This window comes from Actinomadura terrae (genome assembly GCF_022751215.1).
Classification (GTDB): domain Bacteria; phylum Actinomycetota; class Actinomycetes; order Streptosporangiales; family Streptosporangiaceae; genus Spirillospora; species Spirillospora terrae.
Map to the genome: position 1 here is coordinate 30172 of NZ_JAICDG010000002.1, position 25969 is coordinate 56140.

Genomic DNA, 25969 nt, shown 5'->3' on the forward strand with positions numbered 1-25969 from the left:
TACGGGGCGGTCCCCTCCGTGATCAAGCCGGAGGGGACCGCGCTGGACGTCCCCCCGACGGTTAGAAGAAGCCGCGGCGCCGGGACGCCTCGTCCAGGAAGCCGCCGAGCTGGTGCTCCCAGTCGGTGCCGTGGACGCTCGCGTAGTCGACGGTGAAGCGGCTGAACGCGTCGTGGCCCTCGGAGAGCATGCCGCCGCGCTTGTCGAGTTCGAGGACGACCTCCATCGACTGCGGGTAGGACACGAACGTCACCTCGAGCTGGTTGATGCCGCGCGCGTACTGCTGGGGAGGCGTGAACTCGATCTCTTGGTAGAAGGGCAGCTCCTGGTGGACACCCCAGATGCGGCCCTTCTCGCAGTCGGCGTTGCGGAAGTGGAAGCCGAGGTTGGAGAACGCGGCCAGGATGCGCTCCTGCGCGGGCAGCGGGTGGACGGCGATCGGGTCGAGGTCGCCCGGGTCGAGCGCGCCCGCGACCTCCAGCTCCGTCGCGATCCCGACCGTGGTGCCGCGCAGCGGCTGCCCGTACATGTGGGTGAGCGGCGCCTCCCACGGGATGGGGAACTGGAACGGGACGCTGTGCCGCGCGCCCTCCTCCAGCGTGAAGTTCCCCGCGACGGGCATCTTGGCGTACTCCAGGTTGGAGGTGTACTCGTTGTCGCCCGACTCGACCTCGACCCGGGTGCGCAGCGCCAGGTTGACCGACTTGATGTCGGAGTTGAACTGGCCGCCGATGATGGTGATCTCACCCGTCACGACCGAGCCCGGCGTGGTGTTCGGGTCGTGCAGGACGGTCTCGATCGACGGCCCGCCGATGCCCATCGCCTGCCGCAGCTTCTTGAAGACCAAGGTCAACCCCTCCGTGTACGAGCTCTCTCGTCCCATAGACGCCCTTACGGGAGGGTACGTTCCATCAAGGCCCTGTGACCTGGAAACACGCCGTCCCCTTGGCCGCATTGGGCCGCTCTGGTGGCGCCTCTAGCGCGAAGAGACTAAGGGCCCTGACCCGAAACGGGGTGACGGAATTCAAGGCCGACCTGCGGACGGGTGTCGCTCAGCCTTCGCTGACCCGGATCGGCACCATGGCCTTGCGCGACTTCGTGGTCGTCGTCTGAGCGGCTAGTGGGCGCTGCCTGCCAGGTTCAGGCCTATGACGCCCACGATGATCAGGGCTAGCGCGCCGATCTTGAGGGCGGAGACGTCGTCGCCCATGAGGAGCATGCCCAGGGTGGCGGTTCCGACGGCGCCGATGCCTACCCAGACGGCGTAGGCGGTGCCGACCTCCAGGTCCTTCAGCGCGAGGTTGAGCAGGCCGAAGCTGGTGACGGCGAAGACGAGGAAGCCGAGCGACGGCCAGAGCTGCGTGAAGCCCTTGCTGCCCTTCAGGCACAGGGCCATGACGACCTCGAACAGGCCCGCGAGGATGACGAGGATCCAAGCCATTGCGGTACTACCCCCGGATGGTGAGACGGCACGGTCACGCGTCGTCTTCGCCTACCGGGTACGGCGCACCTCGTCCGGGAGGACCCCGGAAGGGCCCTCACCCAGCGACAACGCCCCCGATGCACCGGGTGTTCCCCGAAGGGCGGCGACCACTCGCCGCGGCCCCCAGGCGACCTCAGCCGTCACGCGGGCGCGTAGCTGACCGGTGGGGCGACGCCGGAGGCGCGCCCCACCGGGAAGATCGCGAAGCGATTCCGCGCCCGCGAAGGCACGGTCACGGCCCGAGCCGCTAGGCGAGGGCCGTGGGCCGGGACTTCTTTAGGCTCTGCCGAGCGCGCGGTACTCCCAGCCGGCGGCGCGCCAGCGGGCCGGGTCCAGGGCGTGGCGGCCGTCCACGATGCGCTTGTGCCGGACGACCTTGGCGAGCGCGTCGGGCTCGATCTCGCGGAAGTCCGCCCACTCGGTCAGCAGGACGACGACGTCGGCGTCCTCGGCGGCGTCCAGGGCGTTGGCGCCGTAGCGCAGCTCGGGGTAGGCGCGGCGGGCGTTGTCGAGCGCGGCCGGGTCGTAGACGCGGACGTGGCCGCCGAGCCCGTGCATGGTGCGCGCGACGTCCAGCGCGGGCGCGTCGCGGATGTCGTCGGAGTTCGGCTTGAACGCGGCGCCCCAGGCGGCGATGCGGCGGCCGGAGATCTGGCCGCCGAGCAGCTCGCGGACGAGGTCGACGGTGCGGGCGCGGCGGCGGCGGTTGATGTCGTCCACCTCGCGGAGGAACGACACGGCCTGGCCGACGCCGATCTCCTCGGCGCGGTGCGCGAACGCGCGGATGTCCTTGGGCAGGCAGCCGCCGCCGAAGCCGAGGCCGGGACGCAGGAACTTGCCGCCGATGCGGTCGTCCAGCGCGAGCGAGTCGGCGAGGTCGCTGACGTCGGCGCCGACCGCCTCGCAGACCTCCGCCATCGCGTTGATGTAGGAGATCTTGGTGGCGAGGAAGGAGTTCGCGGCGACCTTGACCAGCTCGGCGGTGGCGAGGTCGGTGCGCACGACCGGGGTGCCGATGTCGAGGATCGGCTGGAACGCGGCGCGCAGCCGCTCGTCCGCCCAGTCGGAGGCGACGCCGAACACCAGGCGGTCGGGACGCATCGTGTCGTCGACCGCGAAGCCCTCGCGGAGGAACTCGGGGTTCCACGCCAGTTCGATCTCGGTGCCCGCCGGGGCGAGGTCGTGCAGGACGCCGGTGAGCCGCTGCGCCGTCCCGACCGGGACGGTGGACTTGCCGACGACCAGCACGCGCCGGTCCAGGTGCGGCGCGAGGGCGTGCACGGCGGCGTCCACGTAGGTGAGGTCGGCGGCGTCGGAACCGGGCTTCTGCGGGGTGCCGACGCACAGGAAGTGCACGTCGCCGAACTTCCCGGCCTCCTCGAAGGACGTGGTGAAGCGCAGCCGCCCCGACTCCAGCGCCTTCGTGAGCAGCTCGGGCAGGCCCGGCTCGAAGAACGGCACCTCGCCGGACGCCAGTTTGGCGATCTTGCGCTCGTCGACGTCCACGCCGAGGACGTCGAAGCCGAGTACCGCCATGCAGATGGCGTGCGTGGCACCGAGGTAGCCGGTGCCGATGACGGTGAGCCGTGGGGACTCCGTCGCGTTCATTCGCGCTTCTCCTTGATTCATGCCGGGTGGTTGACGGACGTTCCCCTGCTAGGAGCAGGTGCCCTTCTTCGTCAGCTTGCCGCCGGTGACCTTGTTGCCGCAGCCGATGCTGTTGCCGCCCGTGGTGTCGTTGATGCCGACCCCGCGCCCGCCCGCGAGGTTGATGACGTTGTTGCGGAACGTGTTGCCGCGTCCCCAGCCGTCGACGATCTCGTGGGTCTGGAAGCCGTCGAGGGGGGTCTTGGTCCCCTTGTTCCCCTCGATCAGGTAGCCGTTGCCCTTGACGTCCACCCACGAGTCGTTGTGCTTGTCCCCGCCCGTCTTCGAGCCGTCGAAGACGTTGTTGAGGATCTTGCCGTTGCTGGTGCCTTCCTTGATGTCGATCGCCTCGGCGGTGGCGCGGATCAGGTTGCCGCGCACGATGTTGCCGTCGCTGTTGTCCATCCGGCCGCCGGTGACCGACTCCCAGTTCGACTGCGCGGTGCCGAGGTAGACGCCCTCGCCGAACTTCTCGCGCCGCAGTCCGGTGTTGTAGACCTTGTTGTACTGGACGGTGTTGCCGGTGGAGAAGTTGCGCAGGTGGATGCCCTCGTCACCGATGTCGTGCACGTTCAGGCCCTGGATGACCGAGCCCTTGGTGGTGTCGGCCATCACGCCCTTCTGGCTGTTCTGGATCGAGAAGCCGACCAGCCGCCAGTAGGACGCCTTGTTCAGGTGCAGCGCGTAGCCCTTCTTCACGCCGCCGCCGTCGATGATCGACTCCTCGGTGCCGCACAGGTAGATCGGCTTCTGCGGGGTACCGGACGTCGTCGCGACGAACTTGCCCTGGTAGGTGCCGGGGTTCATTTTGATGACGTCGCCCGGGGCCGCGCCGCGCAGGGCCTGCTCCAGGCCCTTGGCGTCGCTGACGGTCTTGGTCGGGCCGGGGCACGAGATCCTGCCGGGGCCGTCCGGGACGGGCGTGGTGAGCGGCTCGCCTTTCGGCGCGCCGCCGCCCGAGCCGCCGTCGTCGCCCTTGTCACCGTCGTCCACGTTCCCGCCGTCCCCCTCGTCCCCGCCCCCGGTCGGCGCGGGCGTCACCTGGTCGGTCCCGGCGGTCTTCTTCGAGTCGCCGTCGTCCCCGCCCAGGCCCGTGACCAGGAACACCAGACCGCCGACCACGACCGCGCCGACCAGCAGGCCCAGCACGAACTTGATGTCGATCCTCGCCGTCATCGGCGGACCACTCCCTCGGTGTCGTCAACTACGCGGCGCAGCAGCCGGACGGGACGCTCCTCCAGCTTGGTCTGCCGCTCGTACGGGTGGGCGCCGCGGCGCCCGATGCGCAGCGCGTTGCCCCGCGAGCGGATCATGGACACCGCGACGAGCAGGAACACGCCCGCCCAGATGATGTTCATCGGCTTGAAGACGCGCTTGACCCATGTCCAGAATCCGGCCGTCTTGTGCCAGCCGGACGTGTTGTTGCCGCTTTCGGCGTACTTGCCGGTGGCGCGGTCGAGGTCCATGACGCTCGTCCCGGCACCGCTGATGGTGTTGCCCCTGATCATGGTGCCGGTGACGTTCCCGCGCAACGTGAGCCCGTGCCGGTGCGCCGACTGGACGGTGTTGCCCGAGATCAGGCTGCTCGCGTCCCGGACGTACAGCGCCGTCTTGCCGCCGACGATCACGTTGCCCGACACGGTGCCGCCGCGCGCGCCGTCGCGCAGCACGATCCCCTGCCGTTTCGCGTTCTTCACCTGGTTGCCGGTGATCTGCACGCGGGTCGCCTGGGCGCGGGTCACGATCCCCATGTCGCCGCCGCTGATCTGGCTGGTCTGCACGGTGACGTTATCGCCGCCGAGCAGCTCGACCCCGTACCGGCGGTTGTTCCGGATCACGCTGCTGCTGATCAGGTTGCCGCCGAACGGGGTGATCGCCTCACCGGACGCGGACGGGCCGTCCGCGAGCGGCTGCCCGTTCAGCGTGAACCCGTTGCCGCCGTTCTTCTCGGACGTGCAGTGCGTCACGCGGACGCCCTCGGTGCCGCGCGACAGCACGAAGCCGTCGCCGCGGCTGCCGCTGACCGTCGTGTTCTCGATCGTGGCGTTCTTCGCGAACCGGTGCAGCACGACGCCGTGGACCAGGCTGTTCTTGATCGTGTTGCTCGCGAGCCGCGTCTGGTTGGACGCGGTGACGAACAGGCCGTAGGCGTCGCCGGTGAACGAGGACTGCTCGATCGCGCCGCTGACGAGGTTGGCCGCCGGGACGTAGAACGTGCCGCCGCCGCGTCCGCCCGCGGCCGTGACCTCGACCTCCTCGCGGTTGCCGCGCGTCGCCTCGTTCGTGCCGTTCGGCAGCCGCACCGCGCGCTGCGGGCCCGGCGTCCCGGCGGGCTCGGCCGCCGAGTCGGGGCGGTCCGAGCCGGTCAGCGCGACGCCGCCGGTCCGTCCGCTCCAGAAGCCGAGGTCGGAGACCTGCGTGTACTTCATGTCGAACTGGCCGCCGATCGCGCGGATGTAGGCCCGGCCGTCCGACACCTCCGTGTCGGGCACGCGCTTGCTGTCGTTCCAGCTGGAGAACCGGACGGGGTTCTGCGCGGAGCCGTTGATCCGCACCGTCCCGCCCGCGCTGACGATCGAGGTGAACTGGCCCGGGATGCTGCGCATCCGGATCGTCAGCGGGCCGGTCGAGCTTTGCAGGATCAGCTTGCCGCCCGCCGCGACCATGATGTTCACGCCGAGCAGGTAGGACCCGTCGCTCTGCTTCTGGAAGTCCTGCCCGCCGAGCTTCGCCAGCTCGGCGACGTAGTAGGGCTGGCGCCGCTGCGGCAGCATCAGCGTCCGGCCGTTCGCGGACGCGAGCACCCGGGGCACGCGCGCCGCCGCGGCCGCCGCCCCGCCGCCCGCCAGGTCGGACTCCTGCTTGGCGCGGATCTGCATGATCCGCATGTCCTCCTGGTCGACCAGCGTGGCCTGCTGCTTGGCCGACTCGGCGGACACGTCGTTGACGTCCGGCGTGCCGTTGTCGTTCGCGATGTACACGCGGTAGGCGTACGCGCCGCCGCCCGCGAGCCCGAGCACCAGCAGGGTCGTGATGACCTTGCCCATCCGGCCCTGCTTCTTGGGCGGGGCCGGAGCCGGGGCGGGCTTGGGCGCGGCGGGCTTGGCCTGCGCCGGTGCGCCGTGCTTGGCCGGGGGCCGCCGGGGCGGGATCGGGATCGGGGTCGGCCGGGTGACGTTCGGATCGGGTCCGTTCATGTCAGGCGCCTCCTGGTTCCGGCTGCGCGGCGCCCCACGGGGGCGGGTACGGCGGCGCGGGCGGCGCCGGGTGGGGCTGGGGCACCGGCGGATGCGGCGCCGCGAGCGGCACACCCTGCGGCTTTCCTTGCGGCGGTGCGGAAGGCGGCGCGGGGCGCGGCCCCGGATGCGGGGCCGGACGCGGCGACGGCTGGGGCGCCGGTGGGTGCGCGGCCCCCGCCATCGCGGGTGCCGGACGCGCCGGCTGCCCGAGCGCCTGCCCCTGCACATGTCCCTGCGCGGGTGCCGGGGCCGCCGGAGCCGGTGCGGGCGCGGGCCCGGGGGCCGGTGCCTGGCGCTGTCCCGGACGCGGCATGCGCGGGAGCCTCCACACCGGCCGCAGCTCCATCGGCTGCTGGAGCATGTACGGGTGGGCGCCCCGGCGCCCGAGCCGCAGCCCGCCGGTACGGGCCCGGATCATGGTGATGACGACCATGAGGAGCACGCACGTCCAGATGACGTTCAGCGGCGTCATGTACCGCTGCGCCTTCATCCACAGCGACGCGGTGTCCGTCCACCCGCCGGTGTCGTTGCCCGACTTGTCGATGTCGCCGTGCGCGCGGGACGTGCTGACCGCGCTCGTCCCCCTCCCGCTCAGGTGGTTGTCGCGGATCTCCGAGCCGCCCGCGTTCCCGACCAGCGTGATGCCGTGCGAGGTCGCGCCCTTGATGACGTTGCCGACCAGCGTGCCGGACGAGCCGCGCATGTAGATGCCGGTGCGCGCGCCGTCCACGGTGTTGCCCGCGAGGCTCGCGCCCTTCACCCCGTCGCGCAGGGAGATGCCCTGCCGGATCTGCCCCGACAGGCGGTTGCCCGACACCTGCACCTGCGTCGCCGCCGACCGCACGACGATGCCCATGTCCCCGCCGATGACCTGGCTGTTCTGCACCGACAGCTTGTCGCCGCCGAGCAGTTCGATGCCGTAGTGGCCGTTGTTGCGGGCCAGGCTGTTGTTGATCGAGCTGTCGCCGAAGCTCTCCAGCGACTCGCCGGAGGCCGAGGGGCCGTCCGCGAGCGCCTGGCCGTTGACGGTGAAGCCGTTGTGTCCGTTGTTCTCCGACCGGCAGTTGGTGACGCGCACCTTCTCCGTCGCCCGCGACAGCACGAACCCGTCGCCCTTGCTGCCCGTCACGACCGTGTTCTCGATCGTGGCGTTCTTCGCGAACCGGTGCATGACCAGCCCGTTGACCAGGCTGTTCATGATCTTGTTGTTGGTCACCTGCGTCTGGTTGGAGCCCGACACGAACAGCCCGAACGCGTCCCCGATGATCGTGCTGTGGTCGATCGACCCGGTGACGAGGTCGGCCGCGGGGACGTGCGTCGCGGTGCCGCCCGGCCGCTCGATCTCGATGTCGCCGGGGCCGCCGCCGGAGCCGCCCTTGCGCTGCTGCTCCAGCCGCTTCTTCTTGTTGGCGTGCCGCTGCTCCTTGTTGAGGTGCTTGGCGGCGCTCGCCGGACGGTCGGTGCCGGTGAGCGCGATGCCGCCGGTCCGCCCGCTCCAGAAGCCGAGCTGCGAGACGTGCGCGTACTTCATCCGGAACTCGCCGCCGACCGCGCGCAGGTACGCGCGCCCGTCGGCGACGTTGCTGTCGGGCCTGCGCGTGCTCGGGTCCCAGCTGAAGATCCGTGCCGGGTAGCGGGCGTTGCCCTCGATCCTGATGTTGCCGCCGAAGCTGACGATCGAGCTGAACGCGCCCGCCGTGCTGCCCATGCGGATGACGAGCGGGCCGCCGGACGGGTTCTGGAGCAGCAGCCCCGCGCCGTCCGCGACGAACACGTGGATGCCGAGCAGGTACGAGCCGTCCGGCAGCCGCTGGAAGTAGCGTCCGCCGTAGCGGCGCAGGTCCTCGACCGTGTACGGCTTGCCGGTGTTCACCGCGGGCAGGACGAGCGTCTTGCCCTGGCTGGAGCCGAAGATCTGCGGCCGCTTCCACTGCGCGGTCGCCTGCCCGCCGATCTGGAGGATCGCGGTCAGCACCGACCGCGTCTGCATGATCCGCTGGTCCTCCTGGTCGACGAGCGCGGCCTGGCGCGCTGCGTCCGCCGGAGTCTCGGTAGGGGTGTCCGCGTGGGCGTGCGGCAGCTGCCGGGCCGGGATGAGCGCGGCCGGGACGAGCCCGAAGACCGCCACCAGCCCGACGCGGAACGCGCAGCGCCCTGCCATCCGAATCGTGCGGGACGTGCGTGTCCGGCCCCGGGGTATTCGGAAGGTCTCGCGCAGTACGCCGGGGAGTCTCGGCGTCCGGTCCATCTCAGCCCACTCCCTGGAGCGAGCTGGCGCTCTGCCCGGCGCCGCCGACCTGGTCGGACGTGCGGGTCAGCCAGCCCTGCTTGTTCATCGTCGCGAACGCGTACAGCTTGATCGGCAGCGAGATCATGATGATGACCAGCGCGGTCAGCGGCAGCAGCAGGATCTCTCCGGGGTGGCGGCGCAGGTGCGAGTAGCCGCGGACGCCGCGTCCGAACAGCACCCAGCCGATCGCGAGCGAGATGCCGAGCGGGTGCAGGTTGTCCAGAATTCGGCTGAAGATCAGGTAGCCGAGCGTCACGCCCATGGTGACCGGGGTCAGCAGGATCTGGAGGACGGTGACCTTGGTGACGAACGGCGTCTTCCACAGCCAGCCCTTCCACAGGGCCGTGAGGTAGCAGCGGTAGGAGTTGCGGCTCCAGCGGATGCGCTGCTTGAAGAACGCGCGGAACGAGTCGGGGAACATCGAGATCGCGCGCGCCGACGACTGGTGCACGGTCTTGTACCCCTGCGACAGCGTCAGCCAGGTCAGCCGCCCGTCGTCGCCCGCGATGCAGCGGCGTCCGAGGAAGAACTCGTTCTCCAGGTTCTCCACGACCGGCAGGATCACCGAGCGGCGGTAGGCGGCGGTGCGTCCGGACAGGCACGCGACGCCGCCCTTGGAGCCCATCGCCGGGACGTAGTCGTAGTAGCGCAGGTTGACCAGCCAGTCGGCGATGCGGCGCCACACGCTGGTCTCGCGCTGGTAGACGTTCTGCTGCGTGCCGACGCCGCCGACCTGCGGGTCCTCGAACGGCATCTGGACGGCGTCCAGCAGCCCCGGCTGCCACCACGTGTCGGAGTCGGCGAACACGATGAGCTCGCCGCGCGCGGCGCGGATGCCGACGCCGAGCGCCGAGCGCTTGCCCGAGTGCTCGTACACCAGCACCTGGAGGCGGGGGTCGGCGACCTCGGCGAGCTTGCGGTGCCCCTCGGTGTCACCGACGTCGATGACGATGATGACCTCGCTCGGGTCCTGCGCGAGCCAGCTCTCCAGGCAGCGGACCAGGATCTCCGGGTCCTCGCGGTAGGACGGGACCACCACCGACACCGTCGTCCTGAAGTTGTTGACCACCGGCCTGTCCAGGCGGGACAGCACGACGCGGTAGAGCCAGAGCCCCCACACCAGCAGCCCCGCGAAGCCCAGCGGGACGAACTTCCTCCAGTCGCCCCCGGCCGTCGCCGCCGAGATCGAATCCCAGGCGTCGCTCAGCCACCCCGTGACAGATGACAACTCGGTCCTCCCTCTCCCGTGTTCTCACGGGGGAGAACAGCTGCCTCAGGTGACCCCCGCACCACCACATAGTTAGATGCGCCGGGACGGTGGTTGGACCGTTATTTCCATATTCGGCCATCCAAGATCACCAGGTCAGAGGGGTCGGGCTCGATATCGGTCTTGCTGGTGGGGTGTCAAGGGCTTCTGGTGCGCAGGAGCGAAAAAAGAGACGTATGACATCCCTGGGACGGGCACTCGCCACGATTCCGAAACGCCCAACTGGGAGTTAACTGTGTTGTATATGGCGTGATGTCTTGTTTATAGTCTTCTGTCCGTTTCTCAGTACTGTGCAGTAAGTGTGACAGCCTGTTGTTGTGAAATGCGTCACATTGACCCTCTTTTAGGTGTACAGATGTGGTCTGCGTCCCGAGCTCGATTCGGTTCGGAGTGGTTGTCGCCGGTTACCAGCGGGTAGCATGAGGGTGAGTTACTGACGAGTACCGACGCGCGGGGCCGCCGGGCCGCCGCTGGACCGGACGGAGAGTCTCGAATGGGGCACTACAAGAGCAACCTCCGGGACCTGGAGTTCAACCTCTTCGAGGTGTTCAGGCGCCAGGACCTCCTCGGCAGCGGCCCGTACGCGGAACTGGACGAGGACACCGCGCGCAGCGTCCTCGACGAGGTGAACCGGCTCGCGGAGGGCCCGCTCGCCGAGTCCTTCGAGGACGCCGACCGCCACCCGCCGGTGTTCGACCCGGCCGCGGGGACCGTGACGCTGCCGGAGTCGTTCAAGAAGTCGTTCAAGGCGTGGATGGACTCCGAGTGGTACCGCCTCGACCTCGCCCCCGAGTTCGGCGGCATCGGCGCGCCCCGCTCGCTCACCTGGGCGGTCGCCGAGCAGGTGCTCGGCGCGAACCCGGCCGTCTACACCTACGCCTCCGGGCCCGGCTTCGCCCAGATCCTCTGGCACATCGGCACGCCCGAGCAGAAGCGGTTCGCCGAGCTGGCGCTGGAGCGGCAGTGGGGCGCCACGATGGTGCTGACCGAGCCCGACGCCGGCTCCGACGTGGGCGCCGGACGCGCCAAGGCCGTCCAGCGGGACGACGGCACCTGGCACATCGAGGGCGTCAAGCGCTTCATCACCTCGGCCGAGCACGACATGGCCGAGAACATCTTCCACCTGGTGCTGGCCCGCCCCGAGGGGGCCGGGCCGGGCACCAAGGGGCTGTCGATGTTCCTCGTCCCGAAGTACCTGGTCGACCTGGAGACCGGTGAGCTCGGCGCGCGCAACGGCGTCCACGTCACCGGCGTCGAGAAGAAGATGGGCCTCAAGGTCTCCACGACCTGCGAGCTGACCTTCGGCGAGAAGGAGCCCGCGGTCGGCTACCTGGTCGGCGACGTGCACCAGGGCATCCGGCAGATGTTCCTCGTCATCGAGTACGCGCGGATGATGGTCGGCACCAAGGCCATCGCGACCCTGTCCACCGGCTACCTCAACGCGCTGGAGTACGCGAAGGAGCGCGTCCAGGGCGCCGACATGACGCGGATGACCGACAAGACCGCCCCGCGCGTCACGATCACCCACCACCCCGACGTCCGGCGCAGCCTCATGACGCAGAAGGCGTACGCGGAGGGCATGCGGGCGCTGGTGCTGCTGACCGCGTCCTACCAGGACGCCGTCCAGATCGCCCGGCACGAGGGACGGACCGACGAGCGGGCCGAGAAGATCAACGACCTGCTGCTGCCGATCGTCAAGGGCTTCGGCTCCGAGCGGGCCTACGCGCTGCTCGGCGCCGAGTCGCTGCAAACCCTCGGCGGCTCCGGGTTCTTGCAGGACTACCCGATCGAGCAGTACATCCGCGACTCCAAGATCGACACCCTGTACGAGGGCACCACCGCCATCCAGGGCCAGGACCTGTTCTTCCGCAAGATCCTGCGCGACAACGGCGCCGCGCTGAACGCGCTGCTCGGCGAGATCGAGGCGTTCGCGGGCGGCGAGGCGGGCAACGGCCGCCTCAAGAACGAGCGCGAGCTGCTCGGCCGCGGGCTCGAAGACGTCCGGGGCATGCTGGAGCCGATGATCGGCTGGGCGGTCGGCTCGCTGGAGAACCCGGCGGAGGTCTACCGGGTCGGGCTCAACTCCTCCCGGCTGCTGATCGCGCTCGGCGACCTGATCGTCGGCTGGCTGCTGTGCCGGCAGGCCGAGGTCGCGCTGAACGCGCTCGGCGGCGACGGCGTCTCCGCCTCCGACCAGGCGTTCTACACCGGCAAGGTGGGAGCCGCGCAGTTCTTCTGCCAGACCGTCCTGCCCCGCCTCGCCGCCGACCGGGCGGTCACCGAGGCGACCACGCTGGACGTCATGGACCTTCCCGAAGAAGCGTTCTGACCGATTCCGGCTGCTCCGCGCCCCCGCCGCGCGGACGGCCAGGTAGGGGCACGGCCCCCGGCATCCTCCTGGGCCGGGGGCCGCTGCGTGCGGGGCGCGGTGTCACTACTGTGGGCCGCGTCCCTCCGCCTCCCCCAGCGAAACCGGAGTGCCGATGCGCGCCGACCCAGCGAGCGTCCCCGCCTCTGCGAGGATCCCCCTAGCCGTCTCCCTCGCCGCGCTGCTGCTCGCCGCGGGCTGCTCGGACGCGGGCAAGGCCGAGACCAGCGACCCGCCGACGGCCAAGGGGGGCGGCGGCGCCCGTCCGAGCACCGCCCCGCCCGCCGGCAAGTACGTCAAGGAGGGCTGGTTCGGCACCGGGACGAGCGGGCTGCACGCGCGCGTCGAGATCAAGGCCGTCGAGCGGCAGGCCGCGAAGTCGGTGGTGCGCTACAGCGTGACATCGCTGGACACCGCGTCGAAGACGGTGCCGATGCCGATGAGCGTGATCGACCCGGTCGGACGCGAGTTCTACCGGGCCGCCGCGGCCACGGGCGGCGACCAGTTCGCGCCGGGCGCGACCCGCGAGCTGGTCGCCGAGATCCCGCCGCTCCCGCCGACCGTCCAGCAGGTCACGGTGCTCACACCGGGCACAACGGGGGAGTACACGGGGATTCCGGTGACCTCGGGCGGCGGCTCCGTCCAGAACACGCCGGGCGGCGGCGCGCCGGGCTCGGGGACGTCGACCGGAACGGGCGGCTCGGGCGCGCCCGCCGGATACCTCGCGGCGGCGCCGAGCCCCTCGCCGACACCGTCCGGATCGGGCCCGGTCGGGTCGGGCACGTCGGGGACGGGCACGCCGTCCGGGATGCCGACGATGCCGGGCACCGGGAGCTCGCCCGGGATGCCGGTCGACCTGTACGACATCACCGAGGGCGAGATCAAGGACGTCACCTCCAGCGGGTCCGACGTGACCGTCAACCTGCGCACCGACGTGCTGTTCGCGTTCAACTCGGCGAAGCTGTCGGGCAACGCCAAGAGCGTGCTGGACGACGCCGCCAAGGAGATCAAGGACAAGGCCGATCCCACCAGGCGGCCGCTCACCTTCAACGGCCACACCGACAGCAAGGGCAGCGACTCCTACAACCTCAAGCTGTCGCGCGACCGCGCCGAGGCGGTGATGAAGGAGCTGAAGACCCGGCTGGGCGACTCCTTCAAGTACTCCGCGCACGGCCGCGGCGAGGCCGAGCTGATCGCCAAGGAGGGCGGCGCGGACGACGCGAAGGCCCGCGCCCGCAACCGCCGCGTCGAGATCACCTACGACGTCCGGCAGCAGACGCCCGGGACCAGCGGCACGTCCACGGCCCCGGCGGACGGACGCGGCGCAGCCTCCTCCCCGGCCGCCTTCCGCGCCCAGGACGGCACCAAGGTCGCCAGCCGTTACGGACGTTTCGGCGCTGACAAGCGACGCCTCGACGTCAAGCCCTTCTACCGGGACGGCGCCTACATCGTCGGCGTCTTCGACCTCGTCAACGAGGGCCCCGGACAGACCCCAGCCAACGCCACCTACGCGCACAAGGACTACCCGGGCGGGTTCTTCACGTCCTTCTCGATCCTCGCGCCCGGAGGGAAGGACGTGTTCCGAGCCGTCCGCGTCGGCCCGGCGAGCGCCGGGGGCACCGCGACATATGTGGCGTCCGGCTCGGCGAGCTACCGGACCGGCGTCAACGAGCCGGTCCGCGTCGTCGTCTATATGCCCGCCCCGCCGGGCAACGTGTCGTCCGTGGTCTTCGACGGCGGCCCGTTCGGCAAGGTGAACAGCGTCCCGGTCTCCTGACCCCGCCCGAACCACGCCCCAGACAGGACGGGGTGTAGGCCGGTCGGCGCCCGGCCCCAGGCCCGAACAGGCACGCGCTGATCAAGGCCCGCGCTGATCAAGGCGTGCACGGACAGGACGAGGCGCAGGCCGGTCAGCGCCCGGCCCCAGCCCGAACAGGCGCGCGCTGGTCAAGGCGCGCGCGCTGGTCAAAGCGTGCGCTGATCAAGGCGCGCGCTGATCAAGGCGCGCGCTGGTCAGGCCTTGGTGTGGTCGAGGCGCGAGCCGCCCGACCGCGGGTTGTTCGGGGCGTGCGCTGGCAGGGCGTGCGCTGGTCGAGGCGCGAGTCGGACGGGGCGCGGCCGGGGCGAGGTGCGGGCCTGGGGCCCGCACCTCGCCCGGGTGTCAGGACGAGACCGCGAGGAGGCGGAGCGGGTCCTCCAGGAGGTCGCCGATGTCGCGGAGCACCCGCGAGCCCAGTTCGCCGTCGATGATGCGGTGGTCGAACGACAGCGACAGGGTGGTGACCTTCCGGATCGCCAGCTCGCCCTCGTGCACCCACGGCATGTCCCTGATCTGGCCGAACGCCAGGATCGCGGCCTCGCCGGGGGTGATGATGGGGGTCCCGCTGTCGACGCCGAACACGCCCACGTTGGTGATCGTGATCGTGCCGTCGGTCAGGTCGGCGGGCGAGGCCTTGCCCGCGCGCGCCTTCGCGGTCAGCTCGTTCAACGCGCGCGCGAGGCCGGGCAGGGTCAGCTCGTGCGCGTCCTTCACCTTCGGGACGATCAGGCCCCGGTCGGTGGCCGCCGCGATGCCGAGGTTCACGTAGTGCTTGACCACGATCTCGGCGCCGTTCGGGCCGTCCGACCACGAGGAGTTCACCATCGGGTTCCGCGCCACGGCGGTGAGCAGCGCGCGCGCCACCAGCAGCAGCGGGGACACCTTCACGTCCGCGAACTCCGGCAGGTCGCGCAGCCGCTTCACGGTCTCCATCGTGGGCGTGACGTCCACCTGGAGGAACTCGGTGACGTGCGGCGCGGTGAACGCCGAACCGCTCACCGCGGCGGCGGTCGCCTTGCGCACGCCCTTGACCGGCAGCCGCTCCTCGCGGGCGCCCGGCGCGGCCGGTGCGGCCTGCGGGGCCTGCGGCGCGGACAGCGCGGCCTGGACGTCGTCGCGCGTGATGGAGCCCTGCGGGCCCGTGCCGACGACCGTGGTGAGGTCCACGCCGAGGTCCTTGGCCAGCTTGCGGACCGGCGGCTTCGCCAGCGGCAGGCCGTTTTCCACAGGTTGTGGAGAACCTTGGGCCGGGACCGCCGGGGCCGTAGCCTGGGCTGGAGGTGCCAGGGCCACGGGGGCGCTGGGCGGCGGTGGTGGCGCGCCGTTGTTCGAGCCCTTGCGGGGTCGGCGCTTGGTCGCGCTCTCGCGCACCCCGTACCCGACGAGGACGGGCTGGCGCTTGGGCTGGTCGGGCGTGACCGTCCCCGGCTCGTTCATGGACGGCGCGTCCCCCGGCTCGGGTGCCGCCGCTTGCTCGGGTGCCGCCGCCTGCGCCTCGGGCTGCGCGGCGGCGTCACCGTCGCCTTCGCCGCCTGTGTTCACGGTGATGATCGGGACGCCGACCTCGATCGTCTGTCCCTCGCTGACGAGCAGCTCGGTCACCACGCCCTCGAACGGGCACGGCAGCTCGACGATCGCCTTCGCCGTCTCGATCTCGACGATGATCTGGTGGATCTCGACCTCGTCCCCGGGCTGAACGTGCCACTTGACGATCTCGGCCTCCGTCAGGCCCTCGCCCACGTCCGGGAGTCGGAACTGCTTGCTGCTCACCGGCGTCACCAACCGAAGGTCCGGTCGACCGCGTCCAGGATGCGGTCGAGGTCGGGCAGGTACTGTTCCTCGACCCGGGACGGCGGGTACGGCGTGGAGAAGCCGCCGACCCGCAGCACCGGTGCCTCCAGCCGGTAGAAGCACCGCTCGGTGATCCGCGCGGCCAGCTCGGCGCCGTAGCCGTTGAACACCGGCGCCTCGTGGACGACGACGCAGCGCCCCGTCCGGTCGACCGAGGCCGTCACCGTGTCGATGTCGAGCGGGTTGAGCGAGCGCAGGTCGATGACCTCGACCGAGCGCCCCTCCTCGGCGGCCGCGGCGGCGGCCTCCAGGCACGTCTTCACCGATGGCCCGTAGGTCAGCACGGTCACGTGCTCGCCCGGCCGGACGACCTTCGCCGCGTGCAGCGGCATCCAGTCGGTGGACTCGGTGTCCACCTCGGCCTTGTCCCAGTAGCGGCGCTTGGGCTCGAAGAAGATCACCGGGTCGGGGGAGGCGATCGCCTGCTGGATCATCGAGTAGGCGTCCACCGGGTTGGAGCAGCTCACGACCCGCAGCCCCGCCGTGTGCGTGAAGTACGCCTCGGGCGACTCCGAGTGGTGCTCGACCGCGCCGATGCCGCCGCCGCACGGAATGCGCACGACGACGGGCAGCGACACCTTCCCGAGCGAGCGCATCCGCATCTTCGCGAGCTGGGTGATGATCTGGTCGGCCGCCGGGAACACGAACCCGTCGAACTGGATCTCCACGACCGGGCGGTACCCGCGCAGCGCGAGGCCGATCGCCGTGCCGACGATGCCCGACTCGGCGAGCGGGGTGTCGATGACCCGCTCCTCGCCGAAGTCCTTCTGCAACCCGTCGGTGATCCGGAACACGCCGCCGAGCTTGCCGACGTCCTCGCCCATCACGAGGACCTTCGGGTCGTTCTCCATGGCCTTGCGCAGGCCCGTGTTCATCGCCTTGCCGAGCGTCAGGGTCGTCACGACGCCTCCTCCTCGAACGACGCCAGGTACGCGGCGAACCGCTCCTGCTCCTCGGTCATCAGCGGATGGTCCTCCGCGTACACGTTCTCGAAGATCGTCAGTGGGCCGGGGTCGGGCAGCGCCAGGCAGCGCTCCCGCAGGTCCTTCGCGAGCGCCTTCGCCTCGTCGTCGATCTTCTCGAAGAACGCGGCGTCGGCCAGGTCGCCGCGCACCAGGTACGCCTTGACCCGCTCGATCGGGTCCTTGAGCTTCCACGCCTCCTCTTCGGCCTTCAGCCGGTAGCGCGTGGGGTCGTCGGTCGTGGTGTGCGCGCCCATCCGGTAGGTGAACGCCTCGACGAGCGTCGGGCCCTGGCCCGTCCGCGCGTTCTCCAGCGCCTTCCTCGTGACGGCGAGGCAGGCGAACACGTCGTTGCCGTCCACCCGGATACCGGGGAAGCCGTAGCCCTGCGCGCGCTTGAACAGCGGGATCCGCGACTGCCGCTCCAGCGGCTCGGAGATCGCCCACTGGTTGTTCTGGCAGAAGAACACGATCGGCGCGTTGAACACCGAGGCGAACACGAACGACTCGTTCACATCGCCCTGCGAGGTCGCGCCGTCGCCGAAGTAGGCGATCGTCGCCCCGGCGGACGGCGTGCCGAGCACCCCGTCCCGCTGGATGCCCATCGCGTACCCCGCCGCGTGCAGCGTCTGGCTGCCGATCACGATCGTGTAGAGGTGGAACCGGTGCTCCGCGGGGTCCCAGCCGCCGTGGTTGACGCCGCGGAACATGCCGAGCAGGTACAGCGGGTCGACGCCCCTGCACCACGCCACCCCGTGCTCCCGGTACGTCGGGAAGACCATGTCGTGCTCGCCCAGCGCCCGCGCGGAGCCGATCTGCGCCGCCTCCTGGCCGAGCATCGACGCCCACAGCCCGAGCTCGCCCTGCCGGGTCAGCGCCACGGCCTCCAGGTCGAGCTTCCGGGTGATCACAAGATCGCGGTACATCCCGCGGACGTCCTCGGCGTCGAGGTCGAGCGGGTAGTCGGGGTGCTCGACACGCTCACCCTCGGGGGTGAGCAGCTGCACGAGCTCGGGCTCGGCGAGCCCGGGGGTGTCTGGCGCGCCGCGCACGGAGTCGATCGTCATCGATGACACTCCTCGTTCGGGGCCGGTACACGGGATCGCCGTCCACCGGCCGACTTCGGCGACCCGGCCCCCGGTAAGGGACAAAAGCCGCTAACGCCATGGTGGCAGACCTCACACCCCGCCACGCAAGCCCGGATTTCCCGGGTTCCGGCGCGGCGCGTTGATGATCACTTGGAGCGGTCGACCGGGGACGTACCGTCCCGGTTTCTCCCGGTCAGCCCGACCTCGACGTGATCCGCGCCACGTCACTGTCATCCTCCCCGCCAACCCGGGGCCAAATCCCCATCAAAGCCTCGAACGAGAGATGTGGATCACTCGTCCGGGCGGTGTGTGCGGCTTGGTGGTCGGGGATGTGGATCACTCGCGGGAGAGGGCGCGGGTGGCTCCGGCGGCGACGGTCAGGCCGAGCAGGAGGCCCGCCGCGACGATGAAGTTGGCGATCCACTGGTAGATGCCCTTGGGCGCGAACTCGATCTCCTGGCCGAGGCTGCCGATGGGCAGCAGCAGGTCCAGCGTGTAGAAGAACGCGTTGAAGTGCGGATGGTGGCCGTCGTCCAGGACCTCGGGCTTGTGCACCGAGAACACGATCGTCCCGAACGCGAGCAGCCCGACCAGCCAGCTCGCCGCGCGGAACGGCCGGTAGCCGTAGCCGACCAGCACGTCCTGGAACCAGCCGACGATCTTGCGGGAGAAGCCCTGCGTCTGGCGGCGGTCGCGGGCCTTGGCGAGCAGGATCGAGCGGCCGTCGGCGTCCAGGCCGAGCGCCCGGTAGGTCTGCGCGAGGCGCTCGTAGGGCTGCGGCGCGTAGCCGTCGGTGTCGCGGCGCAGCCAGGCGAGGCGCTCGCGGGCGGTGAGCGGCGGCTCCAGCGTCTCGTACTGGAGGCCGTCGAGCTGGAGGCGGTCCGGCCAGGTCGCCGCGTCGTCGCGCAGCAGGTTGATGCGGGCGTAGGAGAGGTCGGCGACGCCGCTGATCGGCTCGGCCGGACGCAGCAGCAGCTCCTCGGCCTGCAAGCGCTGGAGGCTGAGCGCGGTGCCGTTCTCGTGCCGCAGATGCGCGCCGCGCAGGCTGAGCTGCCCGGCGACCCGGGCCCCGGCGAAGCTCACCGCGCCGACGGCGGTGAAGCCGTCCGAGCAGTAGACGTCGGTCTCGACGGCGAGGTCGTCGGCGTTGAGCGCCGTCCGGTCGGGGTGGGTCAGGTGGGCGCCGACGAACGAGAGGTACCCGCCGACGCGGGCGCCGCGCAGCCGCACTTCGCCCTCGGCGCTGAACCCGCCGTCGCAGAACACGTTCGCGGCCACGTCCAGGCGGCTCGCGTACAGGGCGGACCCGGACGGGTTGTGCAGCCGCGCCTCCCGGAAGATCAGCTGTCCGCCGACGCGGGCGCCGGGCAGCCGGACCTCCCCGTTCGCCACGAAGCCCTGGTCGCAGTAGACGTTCGCCTCGACGGTGAGGCGGTCGGCGAGCAGCGCGTCCCCGCCCGGGTTGGACAGGTGGACGCCCGACATGTTCAGGATGCCGGTGATGTTCGCCCCGTCCAGCCAGAGGCCGCCCGAGATGCGGCTGCCCTCCAGCCACAGGTGCCCGTCCACGCGCGTGCCCGAGGCGATCAGGCCGGGCAGGCGGCAGCGCATCAGGTGGACGCTGTTCATGCTCGCCCAGTACAGGTGCGGCGCCTCGTCGAACGAGCAGCCGGTCAGCGCGAGCGGGACGTGGACCTCCGCGTGGCCGAGGTTCAGCGAGCCGGTCACCCGCGCGCCGCTGAGCCGCACCGCCGGGACCTGCCCGGGCTCGGGATCGACGGCGCCGACCAGGAGCGCGACGAGGACCTCCGCCCTGACCGAACGGTCGGGACCCCAGTACGCGGTGCCGCCGGGATCGTCCAGCGCCGGATCGCCCGTGCCCAGGTCGACGGACTCGCCGCGCGGGAACGCCTCCCAGAGGCGGCGCTCCGAGGGGGTCAGATCCTCGATGTTCATCGGGCGGCTCCGGGGTCCGGGGGAGGGGATGGGGTCCGTCAGGCCATGGTGCCGTACGCTTCGGGATCGTTGCCGTACGCTTCAGGATCGTTGTCGTACGTCAGGATCGCAAAGAAAGCGCAGACCAGTGAGGGGGCGGTCGTGGCGCGTGTCGTCGTGGACGTCATGCTGAAACCGGAGATCCTCGACCCGCAGGGTCAGGCGATCGCACGGAAACTCCCGCAGATGGGGTACGAGGGCGTCGTCGCCGTCCGTCAGGGCAAGCGGTTCGAGGTGGAGGTGGAGGGGCCCGCCGACGAGGCGGCGCTGGAGCGCGTCCACACGATCGCCGAGACGCTGCTGGCCAACCCCGTCATCGAGAACTTCGAAATCCGCGTTCTCTAGTCGGGAATAGCGTGGAATATTTCGCTGGGTGATGCGGCGTGGCGCAACGTGGCTGGTGCGTTCCAGGGGGCGTGTGCCATTTCACGGCGGCTTCCCGTTTGCTTCCTGGTGGGAGTCCCGGCGGCCGGCTTTACGCGAAAGAGCCGACACTATAGCGATTACGGAAGATTCCGCGGGGGAAGTGTTAGCTGCGTCGAGTCCGTCGAGCAAGCTCCGGTACCGGGGGCCTGACCAGGGAGCCGGGGCACGACACGGGGTGTCTCACGTGGAAATGAGAATCTCGCTCGCGCTGCCGCGGGAGGCGTTGAGCATTCCGGTGGTTCGCCGGGTGGTGGGCGACTCCCTGCGGGGGCTCGGGGTCGCCGAGGACTGCGTCGCGGATATTCTCGTCGCCGCGTCCGAAGCCTGCACGAACGTCATCCAGCACGCCCGCGCGACCGGCGACTACGAGGTCACCGGGCACGTGGACGGCGGCGGCTGCTCCCTCAAGATCACCGACTGGGGACGCGGCCCGCGGCCCGCCCCGCGCGACCCCGGCGTTTTGAGCGAGTCGGGGCGCGGCATTAGGATCATGCGGGCGCTGGTGGACGACCTCAGCATCGACTCCTCACCCGACCTGGGCACCGTCGTCCACCTGCGGAAGCGGCTGACCTGGCAAGACGAGGCGCTGGTGGGGAGCCTCGAACGCAGGCTCATGCACAGCGCCGGGTAGATTGGTACGCGCGCGGGGGGAATGTTACGCGCGGCGGGGTGATCAGCGGAGGAGACCCGCTCGTTCCGGCGACACCTCATTTCGGAGGAACAGTAGAGATGGACGCTGCCCGGGTAGGGGTCATCACCTTCCCTGGTTCCCTAGACGACAAGGACGCCGCGAAGGCCGTGAGGCTGGCCGGCGCCGAGCCGGTCGCCCTCTGGCACGGCGACCACGACCTGCGGGGGATCGACGCCGTCGTCCTGCCCGGCGGGTTCTCCTACGGGGACTACCTGCGAGCCGGCGCGATCGCCCGGTTCGCGCCGCTGATGGCCGAGGTGGTGGACGCCGCGAAGGGCGGGCTGCCCGTCCTCGGCATCTGCAACGGCTTCCAGGTGCTGTGCGAGTCGCACCTGCTCCCGGGGGCGCTGCTGCCCAACGCGGGCCTGCACTTCGTGTGCCGCGACCAGCGGCTCAGCGTCGAGAACGCCGACACCGTCTGGACCAGCGAGTACCGCGAGGGCCAGGAGCTGGTGATCCCGATCAAGAACGCCGACGGCCGCTACGTCGCCGACCGGGAGACGCTGACCGAGCTGGCCGACTCCGGCCGGATCGTCGCCCGCTACCTCGACCTGAACCCCAACGGCTCCCTGGACGACATCGCCGGGATCTGCAACGAGGCCGGCAACGTGGTCGGGCTCATGCCCCACCCCGAGCACGCCGTGGAGTCATTGACCGGCCCGTCCACCGACGGGCTCGGCTTCTTCACCTCGATCGTCAAGAGACTGGTCAACGCATGAGCGAGCAACGGCCCAACGCGTCCGGACGGACCGACCGCGCCCGCGACGCGGGCGGCCCCGGCCCCGGGCCCGGGGACGACTTCGTCGAGAGCGGCGCGGGCGGGGGTGCCGGCCGCGACTCCGACGAGCCGTCGCTGGAGTGGCTCGGCGAGCTGAAGTCCGACGCCGACGACCCCGAGCTCTCTCCCGTCGACCCGGCGGTGACGCAGGCCTTCGAGGCGATGCTGGAGGAGGGCGAGCGCATCGAGCGGCCCGCCCCCGCTTCCGCTCCTGTGGTGGAGCCCGCTCCGCTGCCGTTCGGCGTTCAGGGCGCCGCGTCCATGGACGGGCAGCCGCCGATGGAGGTCACGCCCGAGTTCGCGCGGGCGCTCGCTGAGGAGGGCATGTCGGTTCCGGCGCCTTCCGGCGGCGACCCCACCTACACCGCGCCGGACCTGAACGGTTCGGTCGCACCTGAACTTCCTCGGCCGGACGCGCCGGGCGCCGCCTCGCAGCCCGGCGTGGAGGGCGGCACCGGCCCGCAGCCCGCCGTGGGGCCCGGCACGGGCCCGCAGCCTGTCGTGGGGGGCGGCACGGGTCCGCAGCCCACGGTCGGGACGGGCACCGGCCCGCAGCCGCTCGTCGGGACGGGTACGGGCCCGCAGCCCGTGGTGAGCACCGGCCCGCAGCCGCCCCTCGACCTCGGGCCGGATCCGCTGGCTCAGGGCCCCCTGGGGACGGGCCCGCAGCCGACGCTCGGGACCGGTCCGCAACACGTCCAGCAGCCGGTACAGCCCGTTCAGTCCGTTCAGCCGGTGCAGCCGGTTCTCGGGGCGCAGGGGCCGGGCACGGGCCCGCAGCCCGCGATCGGCTCCGAGCACCTGGGCACCGGCCCGCAGCCCGCCGTCGACGGCCCGGGAACGGGCCCGCAACCGGTCGTCGGCTCGGGCACCGGCCCGCAGCCCGCGGTCGACGGCCCCGGAACGGGCCCGCAGCCCGCGATCGACGGCCCTGGCACCGGACCGCAGCCGGCGATCAACGGCCCGGGCACGGGTCCGCAGCCGGTGATCGACGGGCCCGGGTTCGGCCCCGGCCCCGGTACCGGTCCGCAGCCCGCGATCGTCCCGGTCGACCCGGTCGAGCCGGGCACCGACACCGTCGCGGTCGCCGCGGCCACTCCGGAGCGTCCGCAGCCGTATGCCGAACTCGGCATGAAGGACGAGGAGTACCGGCGGGTCCGCGACATCCTCGGCCGCCGTCCCACCGCGTCCGAGCTGGCGATCTACTCGGTCATGTGGAGCGAGCACTGCTCCTACAAGAGCTCCAGGGTGCACCTGCGCCAGTTCGGCGACAAGGCGCCGAAGACGGACGCGCTGCTCGTCGGCATGGGCGAGAACGCGGGCGTCGTCGACATCGGCCAGGGCTGGGCGGTCACGTTCAAGGTCGAGTCGCACAACCACCCGTCCTACGTGGAGCCCTACCAGGGCGCCGCGACCGGCGTGGGCGGGATCGTCCGCGACATCATGTCGATGGGCGCGCGTCCGATCGCGGTCATGGACTCGCTCCGCTTCGGCCCGGCCGACGCCCCCGACACGCAGCGGGTGCTGCCCGGCGTGGTGGCCGGGGTCGGCGGCTACGGCAACTCCCTCGGCCTGCCCAACATCGGCGGCGAGACGGTCTTCGACGCCTGCTACGCGCAGAACCCGCTGGTCAACGCGCTGTGCGTGGGTGTGCTCAAGCACGATGAGATCCAGCGCGCGATCGCCCCTGGCCCCGGCAACAAGGTGATCCTCTTCGGTGCGACGACGGGCCCGGACGGCATCGGCGGCGCGTCCGTGCTGGCCTCGGCGACCTTCGACGACGAGTCGCACCAGAAGCGGCCGAGCGTCCAGGTCGGCGACCCGTTCATGGAGAAGCTGCTCATCGAGTGCTGCCTGGAGCTGTTCGCCGAGGGCCTCGTCGTCGGCATCCAGGACCTCGGCGCGGCCGGCGTGTCGTGCGCGACGACCGAGCTGGCCGCCGCCGGAACCGGCGGCATGCACGTCGACCTCGACACGGTCCCGCTGCGGGACGCGACGCTCCGCCCTGAGGAGATCCTCATGAGCGAGTCGCAGGAACGCATGATGGCGGTGGTCGCGCCCGACAAGGTCGACCGCTTCATGGAGATCTGCGGCCGCTGGGAGATCCCGGCGACGGTCATCGGCACCGTCACCGACACCGGACGCCTGGTCATGACGTGGCGCGGCGAGACGATCGTCGACATCCCGCCGGGCACCGCGGCCGACGAGGGCCCGGTGTACGAGCGCCCGTACGCGCCGCCGCACGACCTCGGCGCGTTGCAGTCCGACACGCCGGGGCGGCTGACCCGCCCGTCCTCGGCGGACGAGCTGCGCCGCACCGTCCTGTGGCTGGCCGGTTCGCCGAACCTCGCGAGCAAGACGTGGGTGACGTCCCAGTACGACCGGTACGTCCTCGGCAACACGGTACTGGCCATGCCCGACAACGCGGGCGTCGTCCGCGTCGACGACGAGTCCGGCCTGGGCATCGCCCTGTCGCTGGACGGCAACGGCCGCTACACGCGCCTCGACCCGTACGCGGGCGCCCAGCTCGCGCTGTCGGAGGCGTACCGTAACGTGGCCGCCACGGGTGCCCGCCCGCTCGCCGTCACCAACTGCCTCAACTTCGGCTCCCCCGAGGACCCTGGCGTCATGTGGCAGTTCGCGCGTGCCGTCGAGGGCCTGGCGGACGCCTGCCAGTACCTCGGCGTCCCGGTGACGGGAGGCAACGTCAGCTTCTACAACCAGACCGGCACGACCCCGATCAACCCGACCCCGGTCATCGGCGTCCTCGGCGTCCACGACGACGTGCGCCGCCGCGTGAACATGTCGCTCACCTCCGACGGCGCCACGCTCGCGCTCCTCGGCGAGACGCGCGAGGAGTTCGGCGGCTCGGAATGGGCGCACGTCGTCTACGGCCACCTGGGCGGACTGCCGCCGCTGGTCGACCTGAAGGCGGAGGCGGCGCTGGCCGGGGTGATGATCCAGGCCGCCCGCGACGGCCTGGTCACCGCCGTCCACGACCTGTCGGACGGCGGCCTGTCGCAGACGCTCGTGGAGTCGTGCCTGCGCGGCGGACTCGGCGCGCGGATCACCCTGCCCGGCGACCCGTTCGTCTCGCTGTTCAGCGAGTCGGTCGCCCGCGCGATGGTGGCCGTGAGCCCGGGCGCCGAGGCACGGCTGGCGGCACTGTGCGAGGCCGCGGGCGTCCCGGTCACCCAGATCGGCGTCGCGGGCGGCGACTCGCTCAGCGTGACGGGCCGGGGGACCGAGGGCGAGCAGCAGGAACTGTTCTCGATCCCGCTGGCCGAACTGCGCGAGGCGCACGAACGCATGCTCCCGAGCTACGCCAACTGACCGTCGTAACCAGTCGCGAAGGGCGTCCCGATCAGGGGCGTCCTTTCGTGTTCACTCCTCCATGTCCCTATGTGGCCAAACCCAAAAGGCCGATGTCAGGTCGATACACGATGTGACCATGGGCGGCCGAGGGGGCAACGGATGGCGATGGACGCTGGTCGGCGGTTGGCTGATGACCGGTCTGCTCGCGGCCGTCCTGGCCTGGTGTTCCAAACGGAGTTGGGACGGCGTCGAGCGGGCCAGTTGGGTCGCCGCGCTCTGGGGCACGATGACGCTCGCCGCCGCCGGACTCGGCTGGGCGCAAAGCCACCGATCAAGGAAAGGCCCGGCCGAACTGAAGCCGCTGCCGCCCGCCATTGAGGGAACGTTACGTTCGGTGGACGGCGGCGCCCAAGCCCAGGTGCGATTCGTCAACCTTCGTGACGACCATGTCTGGATCTACTGGATCGACTTCGACGGCGAACGCCAGCCTTTCCAGCACCTGCGTCCGGGAGCCACGTTCGGAGTGAACACGTGGAACACCCATCCGTGGGTCGTGTGCACCGACGACTATGCGGCCATCGCCGTATTCGAACCCGTCCCCGGCGCCGCCCGCGCCGTCATACGAACGGCCGTGGAACCCCGCCGCCGCATGCCCTTCCGGCGGCACCGGTCCGTCCCACCGCCGCATCGCTCCCGAACCCCATAATCGCCCCGCCACGTCCAGCGGCCGGAGGGAGGGTGGGGTCACGG

18 protein-coding genes and 1 riboswitch are annotated in these 25969 nt (G+C 71.0%); of the genes, 7 read left to right on the forward strand and 11 right to left on the reverse strand.

The window, feature by feature from the left end:
* Nucleotides 1-61: 61 nt before the first annotated feature.
* The 7 genes from K2F47_RS10280 to K2F47_RS10320 form a co-directional block, all read right to left on the reverse strand.
* Nucleotides 62-847 (reverse strand): sporulation protein, encoded by a 786-nt coding sequence (locus K2F47_RS10280; protein WP_242902652.1) that lies wholly within the window; start codon nucleotides 845-847, stop codon nucleotides 62-64.
* 270 nt (nucleotides 848-1117) lie between these two features.
* On the reverse strand, nucleotides 1118-1441 hold the full coding sequence (locus tag K2F47_RS10285; RefSeq protein ID WP_242902653.1) for a DMT family transporter: 324 nt from the start codon (nucleotides 1439-1441) through the stop codon (nucleotides 1118-1120).
* Nucleotides 1442-1476: 35 nt separating this feature from the next.
* Nucleotides 1477-1542: riboswitch (guanidine-III (ykkC-III) riboswitch) on the reverse strand.
* A 217-nt stretch (nucleotides 1543-1759) separates the two neighbouring features.
* On the reverse strand, nucleotides 1760-3091 hold the full coding sequence (locus tag K2F47_RS10290) for a UDP-glucose dehydrogenase family protein (RefSeq protein ID WP_242902654.1): 1332 nt from the start codon (nucleotides 3089-3091) through the stop codon (nucleotides 1760-1762).
* A gap of 48 nt (nucleotides 3092-3139) precedes the next feature.
* Nucleotides 3140-4306, reverse strand: coding sequence for a right-handed parallel beta-helix repeat-containing protein (locus tag K2F47_RS10295; RefSeq protein ID WP_272496866.1), 1167 nt, complete (start codon nucleotides 4304-4306; stop codon nucleotides 3140-3142).
* Complete coding sequence (locus K2F47_RS40570) at nucleotides 4303-6327, reverse strand: right-handed parallel beta-helix repeat-containing protein (protein WP_272496867.1); 2025 nt, start codon at nucleotides 6325-6327, stop codon at nucleotides 4303-4305. Before K2F47_RS40570 ends, K2F47_RS10295 begins: the two co-directional genes overlap by 4 nt.
* A gap of 1 nt (nucleotide 6328) precedes the next feature.
* Complete coding sequence (locus tag K2F47_RS40575; protein ID WP_272496868.1) at nucleotides 6329-8530, reverse strand: right-handed parallel beta-helix repeat-containing protein; 2202 nt, start codon at nucleotides 8528-8530, stop codon at nucleotides 6329-6331.
* A gap of 88 nt (nucleotides 8531-8618) precedes the next feature.
* Entirely contained in the window at nucleotides 8619-9887 is a 1269-nt protein-coding gene (locus K2F47_RS10320) for a glycosyltransferase family 2 protein (protein ID WP_242902655.1), read from the reverse strand.
* Nucleotides 9888-10419: 532 nt separating this feature from the next.
* Between K2F47_RS10320 and K2F47_RS10325 the strand changes: the two genes are divergently transcribed.
* Together K2F47_RS10325 and K2F47_RS10330 are read left to right on the forward strand one after the other, a co-directional pair.
* Nucleotides 10420-12255 carry an acyl-CoA dehydrogenase gene (locus K2F47_RS10325; protein ID WP_242902656.1) on the forward strand — a complete coding sequence of 612 codons (1836 nt, stop codon included), beginning with the start codon at nucleotides 10420-10422 and terminating at the stop codon, nucleotides 12253-12255.
* A 154-nt stretch (nucleotides 12256-12409) separates the two neighbouring features.
* Nucleotides 12410-14071 (forward strand): OmpA family protein, encoded by a 1662-nt coding sequence (locus K2F47_RS10330; RefSeq protein ID WP_242902657.1) that lies wholly within the window; start codon nucleotides 12410-12412, stop codon nucleotides 14069-14071.
* Between the two features lie 384 nt (nucleotides 14072-14455).
* On the opposite strand, the gene K2F47_RS10335 is transcribed toward K2F47_RS10330, so the two are convergent.
* The 4 genes from K2F47_RS10335 to K2F47_RS10350 all read right to left on the reverse strand — a co-directional run bounded on the left by K2F47_RS10335 (nucleotide 14456) and on the right by K2F47_RS10350 (nucleotide 19970).
* Complete coding sequence (locus K2F47_RS10335; RefSeq protein ID WP_242902658.1) at nucleotides 14456-15883, reverse strand: dihydrolipoamide acetyltransferase family protein; 1428 nt, start codon at nucleotides 15881-15883, stop codon at nucleotides 14456-14458.
* A gap of 5 nt (nucleotides 15884-15888) precedes the next feature.
* The gene (locus K2F47_RS10340; protein WP_308198391.1) at nucleotides 15889-16866 is read right to left on the reverse strand and encodes an alpha-ketoacid dehydrogenase subunit beta; all 978 of its coding nucleotides are present in this window, start codon (nucleotides 16864-16866) and stop codon (nucleotides 15889-15891) included.
* On the reverse strand, nucleotides 16863-17993 hold the full coding sequence (pdhA, locus tag K2F47_RS10345; protein WP_242902659.1) for a pyruvate dehydrogenase (acetyl-transferring) E1 component subunit alpha: 1131 nt from the start codon (nucleotides 17991-17993) through the stop codon (nucleotides 16863-16865). Before pdhA ends, K2F47_RS10340 begins: the two co-directional genes overlap by 4 nt.
* Nucleotides 17994-18350: 357 nt before the next feature.
* Nucleotides 18351-19970, reverse strand: coding sequence for a hypothetical protein (locus K2F47_RS10350; RefSeq protein WP_242902660.1), 1620 nt, complete (start codon nucleotides 19968-19970; stop codon nucleotides 18351-18353).
* Nucleotides 19971-20111: 141 nt separating this feature from the next.
* On the opposite strand from K2F47_RS10350, the gene purS reads away from it, so the two are divergent.
* The 5 genes from purS (at nucleotide 20112) to K2F47_RS10375 (ending at nucleotide 25925) form a co-directional block, all read left to right on the forward strand.
* Nucleotides 20112-20354: a phosphoribosylformylglycinamidine synthase subunit PurS gene (purS, locus tag K2F47_RS10355; RefSeq protein WP_214615456.1), complete on the forward strand. Its 243-nt coding sequence runs from the start codon at nucleotides 20112-20114 to the stop codon at nucleotides 20352-20354.
* 271 nt (nucleotides 20355-20625) lie between these two features.
* Nucleotides 20626-21066, forward strand: coding sequence for an ATP-binding protein (locus K2F47_RS10360; RefSeq protein ID WP_242905878.1), 441 nt, complete (start codon nucleotides 20626-20628; stop codon nucleotides 21064-21066).
* Nucleotides 21067-21164: 98 nt separating this feature from the next.
* Entirely contained in the window at nucleotides 21165-21845 is a 681-nt protein-coding gene (gene purQ / locus K2F47_RS10365) for a phosphoribosylformylglycinamidine synthase subunit PurQ (protein WP_242902661.1), read from the forward strand.
* A gap of 1097 nt (nucleotides 21846-22942) precedes the next feature.
* Nucleotides 22943-25237, forward strand: coding sequence for a phosphoribosylformylglycinamidine synthase subunit PurL (gene purL / locus K2F47_RS10370; protein ID WP_242905881.1), 2295 nt, complete (start codon nucleotides 22943-22945; stop codon nucleotides 25235-25237).
* A 172-nt stretch (nucleotides 25238-25409) separates the two neighbouring features.
* On the forward strand, nucleotides 25410-25925 hold the full coding sequence (locus tag K2F47_RS10375) for a VHL beta domain-containing protein (RefSeq protein WP_242902662.1): 516 nt from the start codon (nucleotides 25410-25412) through the stop codon (nucleotides 25923-25925).
* The last annotated feature ends 44 nt before the right edge of the window (nucleotides 25926-25969 follow it).